We start from the raw sequence: 22,965 nt of genomic DNA, 5'->3' as shown, positions 1-22,965 counted from the left end.
ATCCCTGATTATACTGTCTAAAAAAATATTCGGAAACCACTAAGCCAGCTATGCTTGTACAATTTGGTTTGATTCGTAGACGTGGATTCCTAGAGCGCCTTTTTGCGCAATACGGAGCATTGCACCTGCTACCGTTTCCGCATGTACAGGCTTGTACTTTTTCAGTGTTCCTAAGAAAAGCGGTGACAGTATACTTGAAAGGACTGCAGAAATCCGTTCTCCGAATCGAAACTCCTCCCGGTTACCAAGTAAAAGCGATGGCCGGAAAATGTGTAGTGCGGAAAGGCCAAGTCCACGCAATCCCTCCTCAACCTCTCCCTTTACGCGAATGTAAAATGTCCGGGACGCTGGATTTGCTCCCATTGATGTTATAAGGAGGAACTGCTTCGCACCCTGGGCTTTTGCCATTCTGCCAAGTGCCAGCGGATATTCATAGTCGACCAGGCGGAAAGCCTTTTGACTTCCTGCCTTTTTAATCGTTGTTCCAAGAGCGCAAAACACATCGGCTCCCGCCAAATCAACATCGGATTGCTCCAATCGGTCGAAATCGACAATCTTTTCCTGCAGCTTTGGGTTGGCAATCCCTGTTGGCCGCCGGACAATGAGCGTTACATCTGTGTATGCCGGATTGTTTAGTAATAGCTTTACAAGCTCCTTTCCTACCAAGCCGGTCGCTCCAGTAACAACTGCTTTTCGGTTCATCTTATTATTCCTCCCAATTCCCCGCTGAAAAATCCTTTAAACAAGCTTTTTGTCAATATCTGATGTGTCGACGTGATCGCCAAACCAATCTTTAAGTTTTTCTTTTGCTTTATTTTTTATATCTTCATCAATGTATATAGCAACTTGTAAAAGCGCAACTCCTAACGCTCCCAAGTCATCCGTGTACCCGACACCAACCGCCACATCAGGAATTAAATCTAATGGCAGGATGAAATACCCCAAAGCGCCTATAATGATGGTTTTTGCTTTAGCCGGTACTTCCGGCTTTTGAAGTGTATAATATAAGAGCAAGACTGCATATACAACGGATGAACCCGCCTTTTTGGCAAATTTCTTTAATTTATCCCAGAACTTATCATCGGAATAATTTTGACCTGAAGCTTCCATGTGCTTTTTGATATCTTCTTCGTTGTTTGCCACTTTCCACAATCCTTTCATTTGTTCATATCATTATTTTACCTCAATTTATTATCATTAAGTAAATGAAAACTCGCCGATTGGCGAGTCCGATAGGACGAAGACAGAGGCGTAGTTGAATTTATGCGTTAGGAAATTATAAATTTGTGAAAATTTATAATTTCCTATTAGCTAAAAAAGGAACCTCGTCCAACCGAACGAAAGGTTCCTTTCAAAGAGTATTTAACCTCTTTTTATTTTAATAAACATCGCGCAGGTAACGTCCTTGCTTCTGCATCTCCTTCAGATATGCCTCGGCTGCCTCACGGTCCAACGCACCTTCTTTTTCTATCACAGTAATCAGCGCATCGTTGACGTCTTTCGCCATATGTTCCTTATCTCCACAAACGAAGAAGTAAGCGCCTTTTTCCAACCATTCAAATAATTCTTTGCCATGTTCAAGCATTTTATGCTGTACATAAACTTTTTGGTCTGAATCACGGGAGAAGGCAGTATCAAGCTTAGTCAGAACGCCATCTTTTTGATAGGTTTCCAACTCTTCTTGGTATAGGAAATCTGATGCGGCATGCTGATCCCCAAAGAATAACCATGTGCGGCCAGTTTCTTTATTAACAGCTCTTTCTTGAATGAAAGAACGGAACGGTGCAATGCCTGTCCCCGGACCAACCATAATAATATCTGTATCACCGGACTCTGGCAAATGGAAGTGTTTATTTGCCTGAACAAAGACCGGCAAAGTGTCTCCCTCTTGAACACGTTCTGCACATAAAACAGAGCAAACCCCTTTTCGCTCACGTCCATGTGATGTGTAGCGAACAGCACCAATAGTTAGATGAACTTCTTCCGGATTAGCAGCAATGCTGCTTGCAATAGAATAGAGGCGCGGCGTCATTTTTCTTAATATAGAAACGATATCTTGTGCAGAGGCCTTCCATGGGCCAAAATCACGTATCATATCAAGCAGATCTCGCCCATAGCAATATTCCTTTAACTGAGCAGCATTTTCAACCAAAATAAGCTTTTGCAGATCTTCGTTTTCTGTAAATGCTGCTGCCTGTTGTAAAATCTTCTTCGACAGCAGTGTAATTTCAAAGTAGTTTGTCAGCGCTTCCTTAAGTGACAGTGTTTCACCCTGCTTGCCAACCGTTACTTTCGCTTCCTCGTCCCAGGCCATTTCCTCAAGAAGAGCAGCCACAAGTTCCGGGTCATTTGCAGGAACAATGCCAAGTGCATCACCTGGATTGTAAGAAAGTCCTGAACCTTTTAATGATAACTCAATATGCCTTGTTTCTTTACTAGAGCCTGATCCATTTAAATTAATATTTTTTAGAACCTTCGCCTGAAAAGGATTCGTCCTTGAAAATGGCTGGTTGTCACTTTTGGTATTTTTAGTATTTTCTAAAATAAGTTGCATTTCCCATTACCTCCAAAAGTAATATATATCTAAGATAACATATCACTATCATATCAGATGTGTCATTTAACACACACTGGTAAATAATTTTAAAATTATTGAAAAAACTTTTTCTTTGGCAGGGCTTAATGATATAAAAAGGAGATAACCAACAAATGAGCTGGCTATCTCCTTTTTGTGATATGATATTATCCTTTGATGACTTTAAAGGCTTCCAGCTTTAAACGTATCTCCACCTTCAATGGTACCCTTCTCAAAGCCCTTTTTGAACCAGCGCTTTCTTTGCTCGGAGGTACCATGTGTAAACGAATCAGGAACCACGTACCCCTGTGATTTTCTTTGGATATTATCATCTCCGACGGCTTTTGCAGCATTGAGCGCCTCTTCAAGGTCCCCCTTTTCAAGGTAGCCCTTGCCTTGGGCGAAGTGGGCCCAAACGCCCGCCAAATAATCTGCCTGCAATTCAAACCGGACTGAGTATTCATTGGTTCGCTTCTGGGCATCTGAAGCTTGGTCTCCTAAATGTAACAGAGTCTGAACATGGTGCCCCACCTCGTGGGCGATTACATACGCCATCGCAAAGTCACCAGGTGCCTGGAATTTTTGTTTCAGTTCCTCATAAAAACTTAAGTCAATATATAATTTGTGATCACCAGGACAATAAAACGGTCCCACAGCAGAACTAGTCAAACCACAAGCTGACTGAACATTGTCCCTATACAAAACAAGCTTTGGATTTTCGTATTCCAGCCCCTTCTTCTTGAATTCTGCGGTCCATACATCCTCTGTATCAGCAAGAACGACCGACACAAATTCCTTTTGTTCCTTCTCATGAGCAGATTCTTCATAAGGAGCATTTGTATCGGGATTATTATTCAATGAATTGTTGTTGATTAAATCCCCTGGGTTGCCTCCTAAAAGTGTAAACAGGAGAACAATAATGAGGCCGCCAACACCGCCGCCAATGATGGTTTTGCCCCCCACGCCCATTCCTCTTCGGTCTTCAACGTTCGCGCTTTGCCGTCTTCCTTTCCACTTCATTTTTTTACCTCCCTAAAACAAATGTAGATATTTAGTGTTATACCCACATTAAAGAGAGTTGAATATAGTTATTTCTGGTAATGGTAGTTTAACTATTAATATGTTCCATCAAGTATTTTCCCGTGATTGACTGCTCCGAATTGATGATTTTTGATGGTGTACCCTCGACAACAACCTGGCCGCCCTTGCTGCCTCCGTCCGGTCCCATATCAATGATCCAATCCGCTTGGCTGATCACGTCGAGGTTGTGCTCGATGACAATCACCGTATTGCCGGCATCCACGAGGCGGTTCATGATTCCTAACAGGTGACCGATATCTGACATATGCAGGCCAGTCGTCGGCTCGTCCATCACGTATACGCTTCCCTTTTTATGCAGCTCGCTTGCAAGCTTGATCCGCTGACATTCCCCGCCAGAGAGCGTGCTGAGCGGCTGGCCAAGTGTAAGATAATTCAGACCCACATCACTCATCGCCTGAAGCTTCTTCACAACTTCTTTTAACTGAAAAAAGTCCAACGCCTGTTCCACGGTCAGCTCCAGCACATCTGCAATTGATTTGCCGTTCAACTTGTAGGCGAGTACCTCTTCCTTGAACCGTCTACCTTCGCATACTTCACATGGCAGCTTTACGCTGTCGAAGTATGAAAGGTCCTTATACACAACACCCAACCCTTGACAGTTTTCGCAAGCCCCCTTGGAATTGAAGCTGAACAAACCTTGGTTGACTTTGTTCGTAGAAGCAAATGCCTTGCGCACATCATCCATAATGCCTGTGTAGGTCGCGGGATTCGAGCGTGTTGATACTCCTATCGGCGATTGGTCGATGACGATTGCATCCGGATGCTTGCTGAGGAATACTTCGTTAATTAGCGTACTCTTGCCTGAACCGGCGACACCCGTAACGACTGTCAACACTCCAGTTGGAATATCTACACTCACGTTCCGCAGGTTGTGCAGGGTAGCATCCTTTATGGACAGCTTGCCGGATGGTTGCCGAGAGTTCTGCTTTAGCTGGAGCGGCCGCTTCATATGGGTGCCAGTCAGTGTGCCTGACTCCAGCAGGCCTGGGAAGCTTCCTTCATACACGATGGTTCCGCCGCGTGTGCCGGCGTGAGGCCCGACGTCGACGATATGATCTGCCACCTTAATTACATCGGGATCATGCTCGACAACAAGCACAGTATTGCCCTTGTCACGAAGCTTCTGTAGCAGCCCATTTAACCGGTGTACATCACGCGGGTGCAGGCCGACGCTGGGCTCATCGAAAATGTACGTGACATCCACCAGACTGCCGCTCAGGTGTTTCACCATCTTGACGCGCTGCGACTCACCGCCGGACAATGTATCCGTCTCACGATCTAGCGTCAAGTAGTCCAGTCCGATATCCACCAGATGCTGCAGACGTTCTGTCAGTGACTTGACTACCGGAGCCGCTGCAGCATTATCAATCTCCCGAAGGATTCGGATGAGCTGCCCGACCTCCATAGAGGACATTTCCGCTATGTTGAGCCCATTGATTCTGCAGCCCAGCGCGGCCTGGCTGAGTCTCGCTCCGTGGCAGCTAGGACAAATCCCCTCGGAGATGTACGGCGCAACTGTTTGTTGTGTGCGCTCGGAATACGTCTTTAAATCCTTTTTGATGTACTTGTTGGTGAACTTCTCGATGACACCTTCTACTGTAATATTCACTGTCTTCCCGCCGAACTGCGTTGGCACTTTCCTTGCCTTGCTGTACAGAAGTTGTTCCAGCTCCTCCTCCGAATAATTCTGGAGTTTCTTGTCAGGATCAAATGCCCCTGACTGCAGGATCATGTTCCATTCCATGCTGTCCACCGAATAGCCCGTCAGCATAATGGCCCCTTCATTCAACGATTTTGACATGTCCAAGGCCTTACTCATGTCGACGGACAAACTGCGGCCAATCCCGTTGCAAACTGGACACATGCCCTGCGGATCGTTAAACGAGAAACTCGATGCACTTCCGACAAAAGGATGGCCAACCCGCGAGAAGAGAAGACGGAGAAGAGGCGAGATATCGGTAATTGTGCCCATTGTAGAATGGGATCCTCCACCCAAACGTTTCTGGTCGACAACAACCGCCATACTAAGATTTTCTATTGCGTCCGCATCCGGTTGCGGAAAACTCGGCAAAAAGGTGCGGACGAACGTACTGAAGTTTTCGTTCAGCAGACGCTGGGATTCAGCGCCGACGGTATCGAAAACGATTGACGATTTGCCAGAACCGGATACTCCGGTAAATATGGTGATTTTGCGCTTGGGAATACGTAAAGATACATCTTTAAGGTTGTTTTCCCGGGCGCCGCGGATTTCTATATATTCTTGGGTCATACAATAACTCCTTTACTCATATTAAGATCTTTATCGATCCGAATCTGTTAATGCGTTCCAAAGCATATTAATTGAACTCGTAAACTGAGAATCTAATGATAGTTTTGCCTTTAATTTTTCATTTTTGACAAATGGTATTTGTTTTATTCTCTTAACATTGAGTATACAGGACTAAGCTTCAAAAGTAATAATCACACAAAAGGGCGAACCCCAATTTTTCATTTAAGGTTTCGCCCTTTATTTGCTCACTACTCACTATTTTTTTACAACACCTTGCTTAAGAAAGCTTTCGTTCTATCATGCTGAGGATTGCCGAATAACTGATTTGGTTCATTTTCTTCGACAATATACCCGCCATCCATGAAAATGACACGGTCTCCAACTTCTCGGGCAAATCCCATTTCATGTGTCACGACCACCATCGTCATACCCTCTTTGGCAAGCTGTTTCATAACTTCTAAAACATCCCCTACCATTTCCGGATCCAGTGCAGAAGTCGGTTCGTCAAAGAGCATGATTTTTGGATTCATCGCTAGTGCCCTTGCGATGGCAACCCGCTGCTTCTGCCCTCCAGATAGTTCGCCCGGATAGCTGCCAGCCTTTTCTTTAAGTCCAACCTTATTCAGTAACTCAAGGGCTGTTTTTTCGGCCCCCGCTTTATCTTTAGAAAGGATTTTAATAGGACCTAATGTGATATTTTCCAAAACGGTTTTATGAGGGAAAAGATTAAATTGCTGGAATACCATTCCGACTTCTTGTCTGACTTTATTGATATTAATTTTCGGGTCAGTGATATTATGTCCGTTAATCACTACTTCTCCGCCTGAGATTTCTTCTAGGCGGTTTAAGCAGCGAAGGAATGTACTTTTTCCTGATCCAGAAGGACCGATTACACAGATAACTTCTTTTTCTTGCACTTCAGCATTAATATCCTTTAATACCTCTAAGTTCCCAAATGACTTTCTTAAGTTTTTTACGGTAATAATGCTCATCGCACCTCGATCCTCCTTTCTATAAAGTTAGCAAGTAGCGTTAATAAATAAATGATAATAAAGTAAATGACACCTACAGTCAGCCAAATTTTAAAGGCTTCAAAGGTTGCCGAAGCCTGTATTTGGCCCTGTTGAGTTAAGTCAGCAATACCAATAACCGATAAAAGCGAAGTATCCTTTAAACTAATAATGGATTGGTTAGTAATCGTTGGAAGCATCCTTCTAAACGCCTGAGGAAGGATAATGAACCGCATCGTTTGTGCAGAGGTAAAACCAATTGACCTAGCTGCCTCTGTTTGCCCCTTATCAATGGATTGAATACCCGCTCTGATAATCTCTGCAAAATATGCACCAGCATTGATTGCAACAGTGATAATCCCCGCTGTCGTATTGTTTAGGGAAACCAAATGCAGTGAATTTATACCAAAATAAATAAAAAATAACTGGACAATAAATGGTGTTCCACGAATCGCATCGACATATACCTTCGAAATCCAATTCAAAATTTTAATAGGAGCAAGCCGTAACAAGGCCATTAATAAACCAATTAAAAAACCTAGAATAATAGCAATAACAAATATATAAAGCGTAACTTGAAGTCCTTTAAATAACATTGGTAATGCAGCCGTAATAATATCCACTCTTTTTTCATCCCCTTTCTAGAAGAAAAAGCGCGCTGTGAGCGCGCTCTATATTTGATATTTATTTTTTGCCGAGATATGTTTCTACAATTTTATCGTATGTTCCGTCTTTTTTGAGTTCTTCAAGGCCCTTATTAATCTTCTTTAATACATCCTGATTTTGTCCTTTCAGAACAGCAATTCCATATTGGTCGCCATTTAAGCGATCACCAACGATTTTCAAGCCAAGGTCTTTTTGGGCAATAGCATATGAAATTACAGGATAGTCTTCAATAAGCGCATCTGCATTTCCATTAGAAACTTCCTGGAACATTGCCGGGCTATCGTTGAATTGAACGACTTTAATTTCCAGTTTTGAGGCATTATCTTCCGCATATTTGGCACCTGTTGTTCCTTTTTTAACAGCAACAGTTTTCCCTTTAAGATCATTAACTGATTTAATAGTTGAATTGTCTTTCTTAACAACAACCGTTAAACCTGCATCAAAATACGGAGTTGAAAAATCTACTACCTTTTTTCTTTCATCTGTAATACTCATTCCGGCAATGGCTATATCAAGCTGATTAGCTTGCATAGCTGGAATTATTCCACCAAAATCCATTGGATTAAGCTCAATTTTAATGCCTTGATTTTTCGCGATTGCATTAATCAAATCGATATCAATACCCTTATAATCATTTCCGTCTTTATATTCAAATGGAGGGTAAGTGGTATCTACGCCAACCTTATATACCTTTTCATCTTTCGCTTTCTCTCCGGATGTCGATGTTTCCTTGCTTCCACAAGCTGCGATAAAGATGGTAAGGATTAAAAATAAACTAAATAACCCAATCTTTTTCATTTAATGTACCCCTTTTTTAGATTATTTTTAATAGAAATACCATTAACACTTTATTAATATACCATACCTAAAAATCACATTAAACTATTAGTTTTTGGTAAATTGAATATTTTTAAGTATTGCATTATTTTTATTTCAAAAATTTTCAGACTCTATTATTTGCATAGAACAAATTTAGTTTTGTAATTCCGATCGGTTTATTCAGTTAGCCGCCTTCTATTTTAGGTTATGGGCTGGCTCATTCTTACATTTTTGAAAACGTCACAATATATCCAAATCATTCTATAGGAAGCACATAACAAATGTTGAATTTAAGAAGTAAGAGAAAGTGGGGTGAATTTAATGCCGTGGTTGATAAAGAAAATTCGGAATTGGATTTGGTATCGGCACGGAAAAGTTAGATATCGTATTTGGCTTGACGAAGATAGATACATTATCTCTGCAACGAATGGAACAATAACCGTTCATGATTGTTATGGCAGTACCCATGAAACAGCTAAAAACTTAGCGCTATTTAAGCTTCATCAAGCATTAAGCGATATAGAAAATAAACGAAAGTGGATTACCAAAGGGAATGGATATGAATTATTTCGGATTAAATAAAAGACAAAGCCGTTCCATTTTGAACGGCTTTTTTCATTGAATAAACTAATCATTTAATCCTTTTCCATCAAGAATTTTCTTCATACATTTTTCAATCCTTGACACCCGTTTTGGATTGTTTTGGCGCTGAAAAATGTAGAATATATGCTCTTTACCGCCCAGGCGTCAATGCATCGAAAGCAGTTTTCAAGGCAGGGATTTTACAGTCGGGAGTAGCCCCCAGCGAACAACGCATACAACCATCAATTAAGTATTTATCAACCTTAGGATCAATTTTACTATTTGCCACCAGGCACACCCCCTTTATAACTCAAAGTGATCGAGCAATGCACGTACATCATCTGTTGATTTTGTATTCATCAATTGATTCCTTAATTCAGCAGCTCCAGGGAATCCTTTGACATAAATTTTGAAAAAGCGATGAAGCCCTGTGATTGAACGCGGCAGTACTTCCGCATATTGATCTTGCAGATCAAGTTGCAGTCTTAAAAGATCAAGGTATTCTTTACTGCTATGCTCTTTTGGCTCTTTTTCAAAAGCAAAAGGATTTTTAAAAATACCTCGCCCAATCATAACCCCATCAATACCATATAGTTCAGCAAGTTTCAGCCCTGTTTGACGGTCTGGAATGTCGCCATTGATTGTTAGCAGCGTATTTGGTGCGATACGGTCACGTAATTTTTTAATTTCCGGAATTAGTTCCCAATGCGCATCTACCTGGCTCATTTCCTCTCTTGTACGTAAATGAATCGAAAGGTTCGCAATATCCTGTTTTAAAATATGTGTTAGCCACTCCTCCCACTCCTGAACCTCCTTATAGCCAAGTCGTGTTTTCACGCTGACAGGCAGTCCGCCTGCTTTCGCTGCTTGTATGAGTTCCGCTGCAACATCTGGACGTAGAATAAGGCCGCTGCCTTTGCCTCTCGATGCAACATTCGGTACAGGGCAGCCCATATTAATATCGATGCCTTTAAATCCTAGCTCTGCCATGCCAATACTCATTTGGCGGAAATATTCGGGATTATCCCCCCAAATATGTGCCACCATTGGCTGTTCATCTTCTGTAAAAATCAAACGGCCACGCACACTTTTCATGCCCTCTGGATGACAATAGCTATCCGAGTTTGTAAACTCCGTGAAAAACACATCCGGTCGAGCTGCTTCACTTACTACATGTCGAAAAACAACATCTGTCACATCTTCCATTGGTGCAAGTATAAAAAATGGCCGTGGTAAATCACGCCAAAAATTATCAATCAATTCAAACTCAAATCCTCTCATCATGGATATAACTTTACATACTCTGCAAAAAAATTTTAAAGCCAATGTTCCACTTCTTTTACACTTATATCATGCTTTATAACTTATTATCAAATACAAATGTTCCTTTCAGGCGGTGATTGAATTTCCATAAATAAAAAATAATCCCAGTCCTGAGACTGGGCAAGTTTTAACTAATTTAAAATAAGCTTAACCACACACTCCACATGTGCGGTGTGTAGGTGGCAACACATGGAGTGCAGGTAAAGGATACTATTGGAAACTCAGCAATTGAGACTGGATACACAGGAAACCAGTTCAGTTAATAATTTCGCCCTTGTTTTTAGCTAAATTTTCGTTCCATTCGCGTCGCTCCATATTTGTCAATTTCGCCCATTCTGTTACTTCACCAATAATTCTTAAAGGTTCTTCTGAACGATAAGAACGTGTTAAGTTACCAGGAAATTTTTTGTCAGTAACATTTGGGTCGTTTTCAAATTCACCTGTTGGTTCTATTATATAAACTCGTTCTCTTCCTTCTCCTTTTGCTAAAGCTGCTGCAAGTCCTGCGCCATTGACATTAGCAGTGAAATAAATGTGGTTCATTTTAAGCCCAGGTTTGTAATTTGAATTTCCACCTGCTGTTAGTAAATCACCAACCTTCAAATCTGCCTTTGTCCCATGGTAAAATGGCCCTGCGTCAGAAGGTGCACCCTTAAATGAATTTGACAATTCAAAATTTCTTTTTGCATTGTCAGTATCACCCAACTCTTCATAACATTTGGCAATGTTTAAATATAACGTTGAGTATGCACTCTTCACATCATCATCATTTATTTTTAGTGCACACTGTAGAGATGTTTCCATCCATTTTAATTTTTCTGTAATACTCTTTTGTTGACGAGCTAAATGATAAGCTGCAATAAATCTTTCATAGTCGTCTGTTGCTTCGTGCCATGCTTTATGAAACACCTTGACTGCATCTTCAATATTTCCACTATCCTCTATACCCATCCCACTCATACAGAGTTTAATAACGACATTATTTGGATCAAATTTTATCTTCATCAAATTACCTCCAAATTAGATTGATTGTTATTATGAGTACACCCGGAAATTCAACTTCTCAATCTTACTTTTCCTTAAATTTATTATAATTGATTCAAAGGAAATATCATACAAAACCATATAATGCTCACCTACTTGTCAGACTTGCTCGAAATTATTACTGCTGTAATGTAAGAACCCTTTATAGACCAAAACCCAGTCCTAAGACTGGGAATGTTTAAAGGATTTTAAAATAAGCTTGACGACACACTCAACATGGGCCGTCTGCGGGAACATGTCCACCGGCTGTATATATTTCACATCATATTTGGAACTTAATGTTTGAATGTCTTTTGCCAAGGTCGATGGATTGCATGATACATAGATAAGTTTCTTGGCTTCAACTTGGAGAATTGTTTGAATTAGCTGCTTATCAAGTCCGGTTCTTGGCGGGTCGACAACGATAACATCTGGTTTCCAGCCCTTTTTGACCCATTTCGGAAGGACTTCCTCTGCTTTTCCTGGGACGTATTTCGTGTTAGTAAATCCATGGCGTTTAGCGTTTTTCTTAGCATCCTCTATGGATTCAGGAATCACATCCATACCACGGACTTCCGATGCTTTGTCTGCTAGCCACAGGCCAATGGTGCCAACACCACAATAGGCGTCAATAACCCTTTCTTGCCCCGTTAGTGCTGCTGCTTTTTTAACTTCATCATATAGCTTCACAGTTTGAGTCGGATTCAGCTGAAAGAATGTTCTAGCGGAAAGTTCGAATTGAAGGTCACCCAAAGTTTCTTGAATAAAATCTTCACCAGCAAGCGATACCGTTTCTTCTCCAAAAATGAGCGAAGTTTTTTCACCGTTAATGTTCTGAATAATCGATTTTACATTAGGAAGCTGTTTTTGGATTTCCTGAAGGAGGTGTTCCTTCTTTGGCAGTTCCTTTTGTGAAGTAATAAGAACAACTTGAAGTTCGCCTGTCTGCACACCCACTCGGGCAACGATCGTCCTGACGATCCCTTTTCTTGTTTTTTCATTATATACAGGTATTTGTAAGCTCTCTAATATTTGTTTCACTTTCGCGGTGGCTTCGTTTGTCTGGGAATGCTGAACAGCGCATTGTTCGATGTTGATTAATTGATGGGAATTAAGGCCATATAACCCTGCCAGTACTTTTCCTTGTTTTTCTCCAACCTGGAAACTGCTTTTGTTCCGATAGCCCCATGGGTTTTCCATCCCAATCGTATTACGGATATCAAGTTTTTCTATATTGAGCTTTGTATGGCGCTCTAGCGATTGAATTACGATATCGCGCTTTTCCTTAAGCTGTTGCTTATAGTCCAAATGCTGCAGCTGGCAGCCGCCGCAAAGGTCATACACAGGGCAAAGTGGTTTCACACGGTGCGGTGATTTGATGCGGATTTTCTTAATCTTGGCTTCAGCATGTCTCGGGTGGATAGTTGTTGCCTCTACGACCACTTCCTCGCCTGGTAGCGCCCCTGGCACAAACACGACTTGCTTTTTAAAATATCCGACACCCTCGCCGTTAATGCCAAGCCTTTTAATGGTCAGCGGGAAGGTTTGTTTTGGTTGTATTTTGATATGTTGTTCTGTTGTTTTCATTAAGTTCACTCCAAATTATTCGATGCTTCTCCATAAGTAAAGGGAAGCATAGCTTAAATAAGGCTCCCAGCCTTGTTTGTATTGTTCCATTTCTTCATAGGACGGCTTTTTTTCGAGCTGATATAGGTTCTTGATGGCGTTTTGTATACCTATGTCAGCCAATGGAAAAAGAGTTGGACGGCCCAGTCCGAATAAGAGAAAGTTCTCCACCGTCCACCTGCCGACGCCACGGATTTCCATCAGCCGTTCGAAAATTTCTTCATCGGTATCTTGTTTTAAAGTATCTAGGTCAAGGCCACTTTCGACGATTTCATTGGCAATCCCAATCATGTACTCGGCCTTTCTGCCGCTAATTTGCAATGGTCGTAATTTTTCAACTGTCAAGCTCGCTGTTGTCTTAGGCTGCGGAAAAAACCACACCCCATCAATCTCATAACCAAACGTTTTTACAAATCGCTCGGTCAAGGTATAGGCAAATTTCATATTAATTTGCTGGTGAAGAATGCATTTTAACAGTGACCCGAACAAATCGAAATCCAGAACCAGCGGGGTGCCGATGAACTTATCGACTATTCCCTTTAAATCTGTTTTTTCAAAATGGTCATGGACATTTGCTAAAGAAACATTCCATTGAAAAATTTCGGCTATGCGAAGGATGATTGCATCTTTGTCTATATCACTTTTTCCTGAAACGATGAAGGCCGGCTGGTTAATTGTTCCTGTCGCCGTTACCTGTACTATATGCGAGCTGCTCCCGATTACTAACGGGATTCGAATTGTACGTTTGCCTAAGTCGAGCACCTTCAAAGGATCCGGTGCATGCCTCACCAATACACTGTCAAAATTATAAGGACCGTCAATACGTATGGTTTCTTGCCACATATGGGCTCCATCCTTTAGTATTTTCCCCGTATTATAGCATGAAACACGAAAAAACCGAATTCCAATGAAATTCGGTTACTTCTTCTTCGCTTTCTTTTTCTTCTCATTTGGTTTCTTCATCAAATGGTCAAGGCTTTTGAAATTGTACCCTTTCTTTTTCATGTCTTGGATTGATTTTTCAAGAGCGTCGGCGTTGTCTTTTGAAACGGAATGTAAGAGAATGATTGCACCTGGATGGACTTGCTTCATCATATTGTTGTATGAATAATGCCAGCCCTTTTGGCTGTTTACATTCCAGTCAACGAAAGCCAGGGACCAAAAAATATGTGTGAAGCCCTCTTCTTTCGCAATTTGCATCGTTCTTTCACTAAATACACCGCGTGGCGGGCGCAGATAGTGCATTTCTTTTTGACCGGTTATCTCCTTAGTTTTATCCCTTACTTTTCGAAGTTCTGTGCGGACCCTTTCGTCACTAACGCGTGTAAAGTCAGGATGGTGCCAGGAATGATTCCCGATGATGTGCCCTTCATCGACTATTTGTTTAGAGAGTTCCGGCTGTGATAGCAGGAAATGCCCAGTTACAAAAAAAGCCGCCGGCACTTTTTCTTTTTTTAGGACCTTCAATATCTTGGGTAGATGACCATTTTCATAACCGCTGTCAAAGGTAAGGTAAATGATTTTCTTATTTGGGTCGCCCTTGTAAACTGCCCCGTACTTTGCAAGGATTTCGTCATATTCTGCCCCTGCCTCCGGCGGCACTTCATCGACTGCTTTTTTAAATCCCCAATGTATCGGCCTATTAGGCAATGCCGCATATGTAAGTGTCGGTAACAATAGGATCATTATGCTAAGTAAGCACAATAATTTTTTCATCCAAGTTTCCCCCAATATTGTTTTTTATAGTGTTTGTTCTCGGGGGGAAAACATAATTGGGATATAAAGGTATTTGGGGTTCATAATAAATTCGGTGGTTTCTGTCTCCTGTATAGGGAAGATTTAATATAGAAAAAATATAAGTGGCGATTCTAGAGGAAGGTAGTTGAAGAAAACTACATAATTCTCGGTTTGTAATAGTTGGGCTAATAATAAGAAAATAATCATTAATTGCTTTTAAAAAGGCATCATAAGAAACAAACTCGCATTTGGGACAAATCCAGCTCATTCTATGATAATTCATAGGCACATGTAAACATCTTGGACATAGCACTCCAGGAATAATTTCGTTTCTAAATATGCCAAACAATTTTAATACATCTGTTTCCTTTTGAGTATGGTTTTTTAATAATACCTCTATTATGTTTTCTATCGTATTATTGTTTATTACATCCTTCTTGAAAATTTCCTCGGTGAACTCAATTATCCTTAATAAGTCACCCACTCTGCGAATCTTTTCCTCAGCTTCTCTATAACCGGGTTTAATATTCACTTCGGTGGAGGGTCTAGTGATGAGGACAAAAAAATCCATTGGAATAAAAGGAATTTGATACTGACTAAAAAAGGAATTTAATAAAATCTTATGTCGATTCGCTTGAGTGATGGGGTTCTCATATGTTTCCCTCGTGCCGTTATAAGTTTGGGTCATTTGCAGCGGATCAATATGGAGTGTTCCTGAATGATTTTTCCCTTCAAGCATAAGTAAGATTTTTTTCGAAAGGAGCGCGGCATCAATTTGGAAGTGCGTTTCACCATAGGGCAAGCGTATGTCGTGGAAGATATGATACTTGTGATTGGGGATTTGCTTAAGGTAGTGGTTAATTGCTTTTTCCCCGTTATATCCAGATTTCAAAGATTTTATCTTCATTTTAACATCTGGTATTTTCGGATGGTTAATTGGTATTCTCCCTTCAAGTGCCTCAGTTTGGAGCAGGATTCTTGGGACCATAATATCTCTGTCGAACAAAAAAATTCCTCCTTAAATTATATAAACTTACATTTCTCTACAAAATTTGATATTCCTACTACCGATTCATCATACTTGTGAACACTTTTTGTCCGATTATACCTATTCAGTGCCTTTATCCTTAAATTACAAATATTGTATTTTGATTTCTTTTTCTCTCTAAATAATTTGAACAATCACAACATAATTCCGGGGGTTCACTACATAAATTCCTCTCCTCACGGCATTTTCTGGAATAAATAGGTAAACCACTAAACCAAGTACATTCTCTCTACATAATTTGAACCTCTCACTACATAATTTCGGGGGTTCACTACATAAATTCCTCTCCTCACGACATTTTCTGGAATAAATAGGTAAACCACTAAACCAAGTACATTCTCTCTACATAATTTGAACCTCTCACTACATAATTCCAGGGGTTCACTACATAAATTCCTCTCCTCACGACATTTTTTGGAAAAATAGGGAATCCACTAAACCAGGTACATCCTCACTACATATTTGGAATCCCTCACTACATAATTCCGGGGGTTCACTACATAAATTCCTCTCCTCACGACATTTTTTGGAATAAATAGGGAATCCGCTAAACAAGGTACATCCTCTCTACATATTTGAAATCCCTCACAACATAATTCCGGGGGTTCACTACATAAATTCCTCTCCTCACGACATTTTCTGGTATAAATAGGTAAACCACTAAACCAAGTACATTCTCTCTACATAATTTGAACCTCTCACTACATAATTCCGGGGGTTCACTACATAAATTCCCCTCCTCACGACATTTTCTGGAATAAATAGGTAAACCACTAAACCAAGTACATTCTCTCTACATAATTTGAACCTCTCACTACATAATTCCTGGGGTTCACTACATAAATTCCTCTCCTCACGACATTTTTTTGAATAAATAGGGAATTCGCTAAACCAGATACACATCCTCACTACATAATTGGAACCTCTCACTACATAATTCCGGGGGTTCACTACATAAATCCCTCTCCTCACGACACTTTTTGGAATAAATAGGGAATCCGCTAAACCAGGTACATCCTCACTACATATTTGGAATCCCTCACTACATAATTCCGGGGGTTCACTACATAAATTCCTCTCCTCACGACACTTTTTGGAATAAATAGGTAAACCACTAAACCAGCTACATCCTCTCTACATAATTTGAACCCACAAAAAAAGATAGACCCGCGCTATGCGAATCTATCCCATTCCAAAGATCTTATTTAAAAACCGGCTCTTTAAACTGCGCCAATTTCTCCAATGATGATTTGTCAACATCAGCATGTAAGCTGTTGCCATGCGAATCCATCGTAACTACCGCTTTGAAGCCCTCAACACGCAGATGCCACATCGCTTCAGGAATACCGAATTGCATTAAGTCAACGCCCTCGACGCCCTTGATACAGTCAGCATAGTACTGGGCTGCACCGCCGATAGCGTTCAAATAAACACCACCATGCTCAGCCAAAGCAGCCAATGTCTTAGGACCCATTCCGCCTTTACCGATAACAGCGCGGATGCCAAATTTCTTCATGATATCTCCTTGGTAAGGCTCCTCACGGATACTTGTTGTCGGGCCGGCAGCCTTCACATGCCATACGCCGTCTTCATCCTTCAGCATAACTGGGCCACAGTGGTAAATCACTTGGCCGTTTAAATCAACAGGTGCGTCATGGTCACTCAAATACTTATGAATCGCATCGCGGCCAGTGTACATCATGCCATTGATTTGCACAACGTCACCGACTTTTAACTCACGAATTTGTTCCTCAGTAATTGGCGCCTGCAACGTGATGACTTCCTGTTCAGAAGCAGCTGCAACTTCTTGTTCTGCCCCCTCCTGTGCGAAATCAATGAACTCGCCATCCTGATATGCCCACTCCACAATTGCGCCAGTCTCAGGGTCAACGGACACACCCATGCGGCGGTATGCCCAGCAGTTGTAGGCAACCGACACATAGAAGCTGGCAGGAATGCGGTGCATGACGCCGATTTTACAACCAAGCAAAGTCGCTTCGCCGCCGAAGCCCATTGTGCCGATCCCTAATTTATTTGCATTTTCAAGTACATATTCTTCTAATTTATGAAGGTCTTCATTCGGATTCACATCGTCAACTGGACGGAATAGTTGTTCCTTTGCCAAATCATAGCCGGAGGAACGGTCGCCGCCGATGCCGACACCGATGAAACCTGCAGAACAGCCTTGTCCCTGTGCTTGGTAAACAGAGTGCATGATACACTTGCGGATCCCATCAAGGTCGCGGCCTGCGCGGCCTAGTCCTTCTAATTCGCAAGGCAGGCTATACTGGATGTTTTTGTTTTCACAGCCGCCGCCTTTTAAAATCAGCTTCACATCAATATAATCTTTTTCCCATTGATCAAATTTAACAACAGGCACACCAGCACCAAGGTTATCGCCGCTGTTCACACCAGTCAAAGAGTCAACAGCGTTCGGGCGCAGTTTTCCATCTTTTGTCGCTTGAACAATCGCCTTTTTAATGGCTTCTTTTATTTCTAATTGGTTGACACCAACTGGAGTTTTAATTTTAAAAGTAGGAAGTCCTGTATCCTGGCAGATTGGTGATACTTGGTCGTCCGCCATTTTAATGTTGTTGGTAATGGTAGCTAAGCTCATTGCAGCACGAGTACCGGCATTTTCTTGTTCCTTCGCTGCTTTGATCGCACGACGAACATCCTTTGGCAGCTTTGTGGAAGTTTCAACAACTAGCTCGTACATGCTTTCTTGGAATTTCTCGATATTCACGTTTCGGTTTCCCCTTTCCCTATTTTCCCCTAATTATGCATATTTTTTTACAACTTTTTGACGGTTATAATTATACTCTTATAGGCGGAAGATTTAAAGGATTTGGATGTAATCGATTTCGTGGAAACTTTTTCTCAAAAAAAAATGAGCCTGCTATTTAACAGACTCACTTAATTCGCGGTTATTAAATTCTCTTATTTTCGATTCCAGCTCGTCAATCATCGTAATCAGGCGGTCAATATCGTCTATGTCGGTATCTTCCGGGTCGATGGCTTCGAGAATGTCGAGAAACATATTAAGTCGATGCTTTAAAAAGTCTAACTGTGAATTCTTATCATGAGTGGGACTGCCCATCGTAAATTCGCTCCTTTTTTTCAATTGCCTTTTTCATCCTAACCAAATTTCAACAGTTTTGCAATCTTCTTTTTTTAAATGAAAACTCGCCGATTGGCGAGTCCGATAGGACGATGACAGAGGCGTAGTTGAATTTATGCGTTAGGAAATTATAAATTTGTGAAAATTTATAATTTCCTATTAGCTAAAAAAGCCCCTGCCAAGTAACATTGGCAAGAGCTTGTTCAAAATATTTTATCGTGGTCGTTCGGAAGCGAGAAATCCGAAAGACACATAATCCTGCACAGGAATCCATGCACCGATTCCCTGTGAGGTAACGTTTTTGATGACGATGAATTTTCGGTTTCCCTTTAACATTAAGTAGACTTCACCATAGGTGACTTTTCCCTTTTCATTCACGGCAGGCGCATAGGCATAAAGGTAACCTAACCGGTTCGAAGGAATGTTATAAATATGGTCGTTCTTAGTGCCGGCACCGATAATCGTATCAAATGAGAGCGGCAGATTCGTTTTTTCCATGGCCTTTAAAAGAATCATTTTCTTCACGTCTTCTGCATTCGGAATTTTGGCAGTTAAACCTCCTCTGACAATCTTCTGCGCTTCCTGAACATATTTAATTTGATATGGGGCATTGCCGCCGCGGTTATCAAAGTAATTCGTATTGATTTTTTGATACTCCCAATTCGTCGAGGTTTCCAAAGACTCATAGTTCAAGGGCCACTGGCCAAGGTAAATGATAGCGCGGTAGCCGACGGCGAACGGTGTTCCGTTAATGCTTGATTCATTAAGCATGCGAATAAGGTCAGGATTTTCAATTTTGACCTTTGAAGAATTAATAAGTTTTTTGGTCAGATCACTTGGCTGTAAAAATGGCAAATCCTGAGTCGAATTCGGATATGTATTTTCCTTTGTGATGTTCCTAACCGAGGATGGAATTTGAGTCTTTATCGGTTCCTTTTTTTCAGCAGCTTTTTCTGAGAAGGCAGACGGTATGAAAGAAATCATTAAAACAATAGTTAGAATGACTGAAGCAATTCTCTTCAATAGAAAAACTCCTTTCGCAAATAGTAAACATAATCTGCTAGTAGTTTTTTCGTAGTTGAGCCATATTATCCATTGGCAAGTGCCGCTTTTTCAAATTTTCCGAATGCCCTCCACCTGTATCTATTTTCGCAGATAAAAAGTAATAAAAATGTAATAATTTGAACATTTACAAAATTCTAATTACAGGTTATACTAAACTTAACTTTCAAAAAGGAGGGCTGCAATCAATCGACAAAGCTGACTTAGTTTATTAATTATTATTAAGGAGGTTGGGATACTCTTATATATGCATTCAACAGTCGTGTTTTCATAAATTAAACATGAAGGTTGGTGGTTGATGGTCCCAAGAAAAAACGATTGATGAAAATACCCTATATATGAAAGAACGCTCGGTCTAAAACATAGATTTACCCCGTATAATAAGAAAAGACTCTAAGCCAATCGGCTTGGAGTCTTTTTAAGTGTAATTGATTATAAGAGGTAAAAACCAATTCCCATAATGACATAGGCGGCAAGTAAAGTGAGCCCTTCAAACCAATTGGTTTCACCATCGTTAGAAATAACAACCATCAATAATACCGACGAAACCATCGCGATTAGTTCCTGCCAGCTGAATAGTAACGGCATAGATTTTTCGTACAACAAAGAAATCAACACTAAGACCGGTGCGACGAACATCGCAATCTGCAAAGTGGAGCCGATGGCGATTTCCACCGCAACGTCCATTTTATTTTTAAATGCCATTAAAACCGCTGATGCATGCTCTGCCGCGTTTCCGACAATGGCAACAATGATAATCCCAATAAATAGCTCCGTCCATCCAAAGGATTCTGCCACAAATTCGAAGGTATGAACGAGATTCTCGGAAATGTAGGCAACCGCCAGCGTTGCTAAAAGCAATACTAAGACGGCTCTTCCTTTCCCCCACTCCGGCTCTTCATCATGATGCTGGGCCTCGTTATCACTCTGATAAACCCCACGATGCGTCACAAGCTTAAAAAATAATGCTGCGAGGTAAAGCAGAATTAAAATGACAGAGATTCCGACACTCAGAGATAATTTCTTAGTATCATTCATATCCATTGAAAAAACTTCCGGGATAACAAATGCAACCATTACCGCAAACATTAGCAATCCGGAATTATGGCGGGCATCATAGACATTAAACTTCTGCCGTTTGTATTTCAAGCCGCCAACAAAGAAGGATAGGCCTGCTACGAGCAGTAAATTCCCGAGCACCGAACCTGTCAACGAAGCAAGGACAACCCCGACAAGCCCCGCCTTTAAGGCAAATACGGAGATAATCAATTCGACGGCATTTCCAAAAGTGGCGTTCAACAGTCCGCCGATTCGCGGTCCCGCAACAATGGCCAAACTTTCCGTTGCCCGCCCCATATAGCTCGATAAAGCAATGATCGTTAAACAGTAAATAATAAATAGGAAAATACTTGGCCAATGCATCAGTGTCCCAATAACTGAAACGGGGACCCCGATCAATGTCAGCAGCATAAAAATTTTATTTGTCACCGATTTCCCTCCATAAATGTATTTTAAACGCTTCTCTTTTTTATCTTTCTTTCCATTATGCCCAAATTTTTCAAACTAAAGATTACCATTTCAAGGAATGAACTTGCAACATTTTTCTTGCAAAAAAAGCATATTCTGATTTACCATCATTAGCAAGAACGTCTCAAGTAGAGGAACAATCAATGAAAAATAATTATCGGTTTACCATCCTTGTCAGCATCGTGGCCATCTCAGGTTTCTCGCAGGGAATGTTGCTGCCGCTGATTGCGGTTATTTTTGAAAAAGGCGGAGTCTCTTCTTCTTTAAATGGACTTAACGCAACCGCTCTTTATATCGGAATATTGTTTGTTGCCCCTTTTATGGAGTTGCCGTTAAGAAAATATGGTTATAAACCTATCATTATAGTGGGCGGCGGGCTTGTTTTTACCGCGCTTGCTCTATTTCCATTATGGAAAGCCTTTTGGTTTTGGTTTTTCCTAAGGCTGATGATTGGAATTGGCGACCACGCCTTGCATTTTGCGACGCAAACCTGGATTACTTCCTTTTCGCCTTCCGATAAACTTGGGAGGAACGTTTCCTTGTACGGCCTTTTCTTTGGTATCGGTTTTGCCGCTGGTCCGCTAATGACACCGCTGGTCAATCTAAATGAATCCCTGCCATTTATAGTATCTTCCATCCTTTGCTTAATCGGATGGGCATTTGTCTTTTCCCTAAAAAATGAATTTCCTGAACAGGAAGTGAAAATTAATTCCTTTTTATCGACGATCAAACAGTTTACAAGAGCCTTAAAATACGGTTGGGTTGCATTCTTGCCTACGTTTGTTTATGGCTTTCTGGAAGCGTCCTTGAACGGAAGCTTTCCCATTTACGCTTTACGAATGGATTTAGCTGTATCGAGTGTATCCCTTGTTTTATCGGGGTTCGCCATTGGCAGTATCATTACTCAGCTGCCATTAGGATTGTTAAGTGACCAATATGGGCGAAGGAAAGTTTTAATGACGGTTCTTTTGCTCGGCTTTTGCAGTTTCACAGCCGCTAGCTTTCTTGAACATTCATCATTTGGCCTATTTTTAACCTTTCTTATCTCCGGCATGCTCGTTGGGTCCACTTTCTCGTTAGGAATCAGCTTCATGGCCGATTTGGTCCCAAGAAACCTGCTGCCGACCGGGAATTTACTGTGCGGCATCTTTTACAGCCTTGGCAGCTTAACCGGCCCAGTGATCGGCGGCTTATATATCAAGTATTTTCAAAACGCCAGCTTCTTTTACATTATTAGTACGCTGCTGTTGTTTGTCTCCTTCACTATCTTTATGTTTGGAAAAAGGAATGTCCTAATTCCCCGCCAAGAAAATTCTTAGCGCAAAACCATATCCATTGCATAAAATGTATGGTACAATAAAATAAATAATAATAATTCTAATTTACAGGTTCTGCTGTCATCCCTTGATGACAGCTTTCGTGTTTTTTAGGGGTTGTGATTTTGATTATTTTTCTCAATTAGATTTCATTAAAGGA

At 41.1% G+C, this 22,965-nt stretch carries 20 protein-coding genes and 1 pseudogene; 2 read left to right on the top strand and 19 right to left on the bottom strand.

The window, feature by feature from the left end:
• Nucleotides 1-48: 48 nt before the first annotated feature.
• The 8 genes from ACZ5AE_RS05730 to ACZ5AE_RS05695 all read right to left on the bottom strand — a co-directional run bounded on the left by ACZ5AE_RS05730 (nt 49) and on the right by ACZ5AE_RS05695 (nt 8,419).
• A complete protein-coding gene (locus tag ACZ5AE_RS05730) occupies nt 49-702 on the bottom strand; it encodes an oxidoreductase (RefSeq protein ID WP_464570301.1) in 654 nt (217 codons plus the stop codon).
• Between the two features lie 36 nt (nt 703-738).
• Nucleotides 739-1,110: a YkvA family protein gene (locus ACZ5AE_RS05725; protein ID WP_464573556.1), complete on the bottom strand. Its 372-nt coding sequence runs from the start codon at nt 1,108-1,110 to the stop codon at nt 739-741.
• Between the two features lie 268 nt (nt 1,111-1,378).
• The gene (locus ACZ5AE_RS05720) at nt 1,379-2,554 is read right to left on the bottom strand and encodes a sulfite reductase subunit alpha (RefSeq protein ID WP_464570299.1); all 1,176 of its coding nucleotides are present in this window, start codon (nt 2,552-2,554) and stop codon (nt 1,379-1,381) included.
• Between the two features lie 204 nt (nt 2,555-2,758).
• Nucleotides 2,759-3,595, bottom strand: coding sequence for a KPN_02809 family neutral zinc metallopeptidase (gene ypfJ, locus ACZ5AE_RS05715; protein WP_464570297.1), 837 nt, complete (start codon nt 3,593-3,595; stop codon nt 2,759-2,761).
• A gap of 88 nt (nt 3,596-3,683) precedes the next feature.
• Nucleotides 3,684-5,945 carry an ATP-binding cassette domain-containing protein gene (locus ACZ5AE_RS05710; RefSeq protein WP_464570295.1) on the bottom strand — a complete coding sequence of 754 codons (2,262 nt, stop codon included), beginning with the start codon at nt 5,943-5,945 and terminating at the stop codon, nt 3,684-3,686.
• 263 nt (nt 5,946-6,208) lie between these two features.
• Nucleotides 6,209-6,937: an amino acid ABC transporter ATP-binding protein gene (locus ACZ5AE_RS05705; RefSeq protein ID WP_464570293.1), complete on the bottom strand. Its 729-nt coding sequence runs from the start codon at nt 6,935-6,937 to the stop codon at nt 6,209-6,211.
• A complete protein-coding gene (locus ACZ5AE_RS05700) occupies nt 6,934-7,578 on the bottom strand; it encodes an amino acid ABC transporter permease (protein WP_464570291.1) in 645 nt (214 codons plus the stop codon). Before ACZ5AE_RS05700 ends, ACZ5AE_RS05705 begins: the two co-directional genes overlap by 4 nt.
• Before the next feature lie 61 nt (nt 7,579-7,639).
• Nucleotides 7,640-8,419: a transporter substrate-binding domain-containing protein gene (locus tag ACZ5AE_RS05695; protein WP_464570289.1), complete on the bottom strand. Its 780-nt coding sequence runs from the start codon at nt 8,417-8,419 to the stop codon at nt 7,640-7,642.
• Between the two features lie 342 nt (nt 8,420-8,761).
• Here ACZ5AE_RS05695 and ACZ5AE_RS05690 point away from each other — a divergent pair, with 342 nt between their 5' ends.
• Nucleotides 8,762-9,022 carry a hypothetical protein gene (locus ACZ5AE_RS05690; RefSeq protein WP_464570287.1) on the top strand — a complete coding sequence of 87 codons (261 nt, stop codon included), beginning with the start codon at nt 8,762-8,764 and terminating at the stop codon, nt 9,020-9,022.
• A 45-nt stretch (nt 9,023-9,067) separates the two neighbouring features.
• Here ACZ5AE_RS05690 and ACZ5AE_RS05685 read toward each other — a convergent pair.
• The 11 genes and pseudogenes from ACZ5AE_RS05685 to cax all read right to left on the bottom strand — a co-directional run.
• Nucleotides 9,068-9,224, bottom strand: a pseudogene (locus ACZ5AE_RS05685) (YdeI/OmpD-associated family protein); the annotation flags it as partial.
• A 101-nt stretch (nt 9,225-9,325) separates the two neighbouring features.
• Nucleotides 9,326-10,282, bottom strand: a complete 957-nt coding sequence (locus tag ACZ5AE_RS05680) for a tRNA dihydrouridine synthase (protein WP_464573555.1) — start codon at nt 10,280-10,282, stop codon at nt 9,326-9,328.
• Between the two features lie 318 nt (nt 10,283-10,600).
• On the bottom strand, nt 10,601-11,014 hold the full coding sequence (gene arr / locus ACZ5AE_RS05675) for an NAD(+)--rifampin ADP-ribosyltransferase (protein WP_464573554.1): 414 nt from the start codon (nt 11,012-11,014) through the stop codon (nt 10,601-10,603).
• A gap of 537 nt (nt 11,015-11,551) precedes the next feature.
• Complete coding sequence (rlmD, locus tag ACZ5AE_RS05670) at nt 11,552-12,955, bottom strand: 23S rRNA (uracil(1939)-C(5))-methyltransferase RlmD (RefSeq protein ID WP_464570285.1); 1,404 nt, start codon at nt 12,953-12,955, stop codon at nt 11,552-11,554.
• 15 nt (nt 12,956-12,970) lie between these two features.
• Nucleotides 12,971-13,837, bottom strand: a complete 867-nt coding sequence (locus ACZ5AE_RS05665) for a DNA-3-methyladenine glycosylase family protein (protein ID WP_464570283.1) — start codon at nt 13,835-13,837, stop codon at nt 12,971-12,973.
• A gap of 75 nt (nt 13,838-13,912) precedes the next feature.
• Nucleotides 13,913-14,710, bottom strand: coding sequence for a delta-lactam-biosynthetic de-N-acetylase (gene pdaA / locus ACZ5AE_RS05660; RefSeq protein ID WP_464570281.1), 798 nt, complete (start codon nt 14,708-14,710; stop codon nt 13,913-13,915).
• Nucleotides 14,685-15,638, bottom strand: a complete 954-nt coding sequence (locus ACZ5AE_RS05655; RefSeq protein ID WP_464570279.1) for a nuclease-related domain-containing protein — start codon at nt 15,636-15,638, stop codon at nt 14,685-14,687. The genes pdaA and ACZ5AE_RS05655 overlap by 26 nt, the downstream gene beginning before the upstream one ends.
• Nucleotides 15,639-16,980: 1,342 nt before the next feature.
• Nucleotides 16,981-18,519: a fumarate hydratase gene (locus tag ACZ5AE_RS05650; protein WP_464573553.1), complete on the bottom strand. Its 1,539-nt coding sequence runs from the start codon at nt 18,517-18,519 to the stop codon at nt 16,981-16,983.
• Between the two features lie 159 nt (nt 18,520-18,678).
• The gene (locus ACZ5AE_RS05645; RefSeq protein ID WP_464573552.1) at nt 18,679-18,879 is read right to left on the bottom strand and encodes an SE1561 family protein; all 201 of its coding nucleotides are present in this window, start codon (nt 18,877-18,879) and stop codon (nt 18,679-18,681) included.
• A gap of 234 nt (nt 18,880-19,113) precedes the next feature.
• Nucleotides 19,114-19,884 carry a YfkD family protein gene (locus ACZ5AE_RS05640; RefSeq protein ID WP_464573551.1) on the bottom strand — a complete coding sequence of 257 codons (771 nt, stop codon included), beginning with the start codon at nt 19,882-19,884 and terminating at the stop codon, nt 19,114-19,116.
• A 510-nt stretch (nt 19,885-20,394) separates the two neighbouring features.
• A complete protein-coding gene (gene cax, locus ACZ5AE_RS05635; RefSeq protein ID WP_464570277.1) occupies nt 20,395-21,450 on the bottom strand; it encodes a calcium/proton exchanger in 1,056 nt (351 codons plus the stop codon).
• A 182-nt stretch (nt 21,451-21,632) separates the two neighbouring features.
• Here cax and ACZ5AE_RS05630 point away from each other — a divergent pair, with 182 nt between their 5' ends.
• Nucleotides 21,633-22,808, top strand: a complete 1,176-nt coding sequence (locus ACZ5AE_RS05630; protein ID WP_464570275.1) for an MFS transporter — start codon at nt 21,633-21,635, stop codon at nt 22,806-22,808.
• Nucleotides 22,809-22,965 lie beyond the last annotated feature (157 nt).

It is taken from the genome of Neobacillus sp. S1227 (assembly GCF_055385255.1).
Note: the sequence above shows the minus strand (reverse complement) of the source record. Positions and strands in the feature narration are given on the sequence as shown.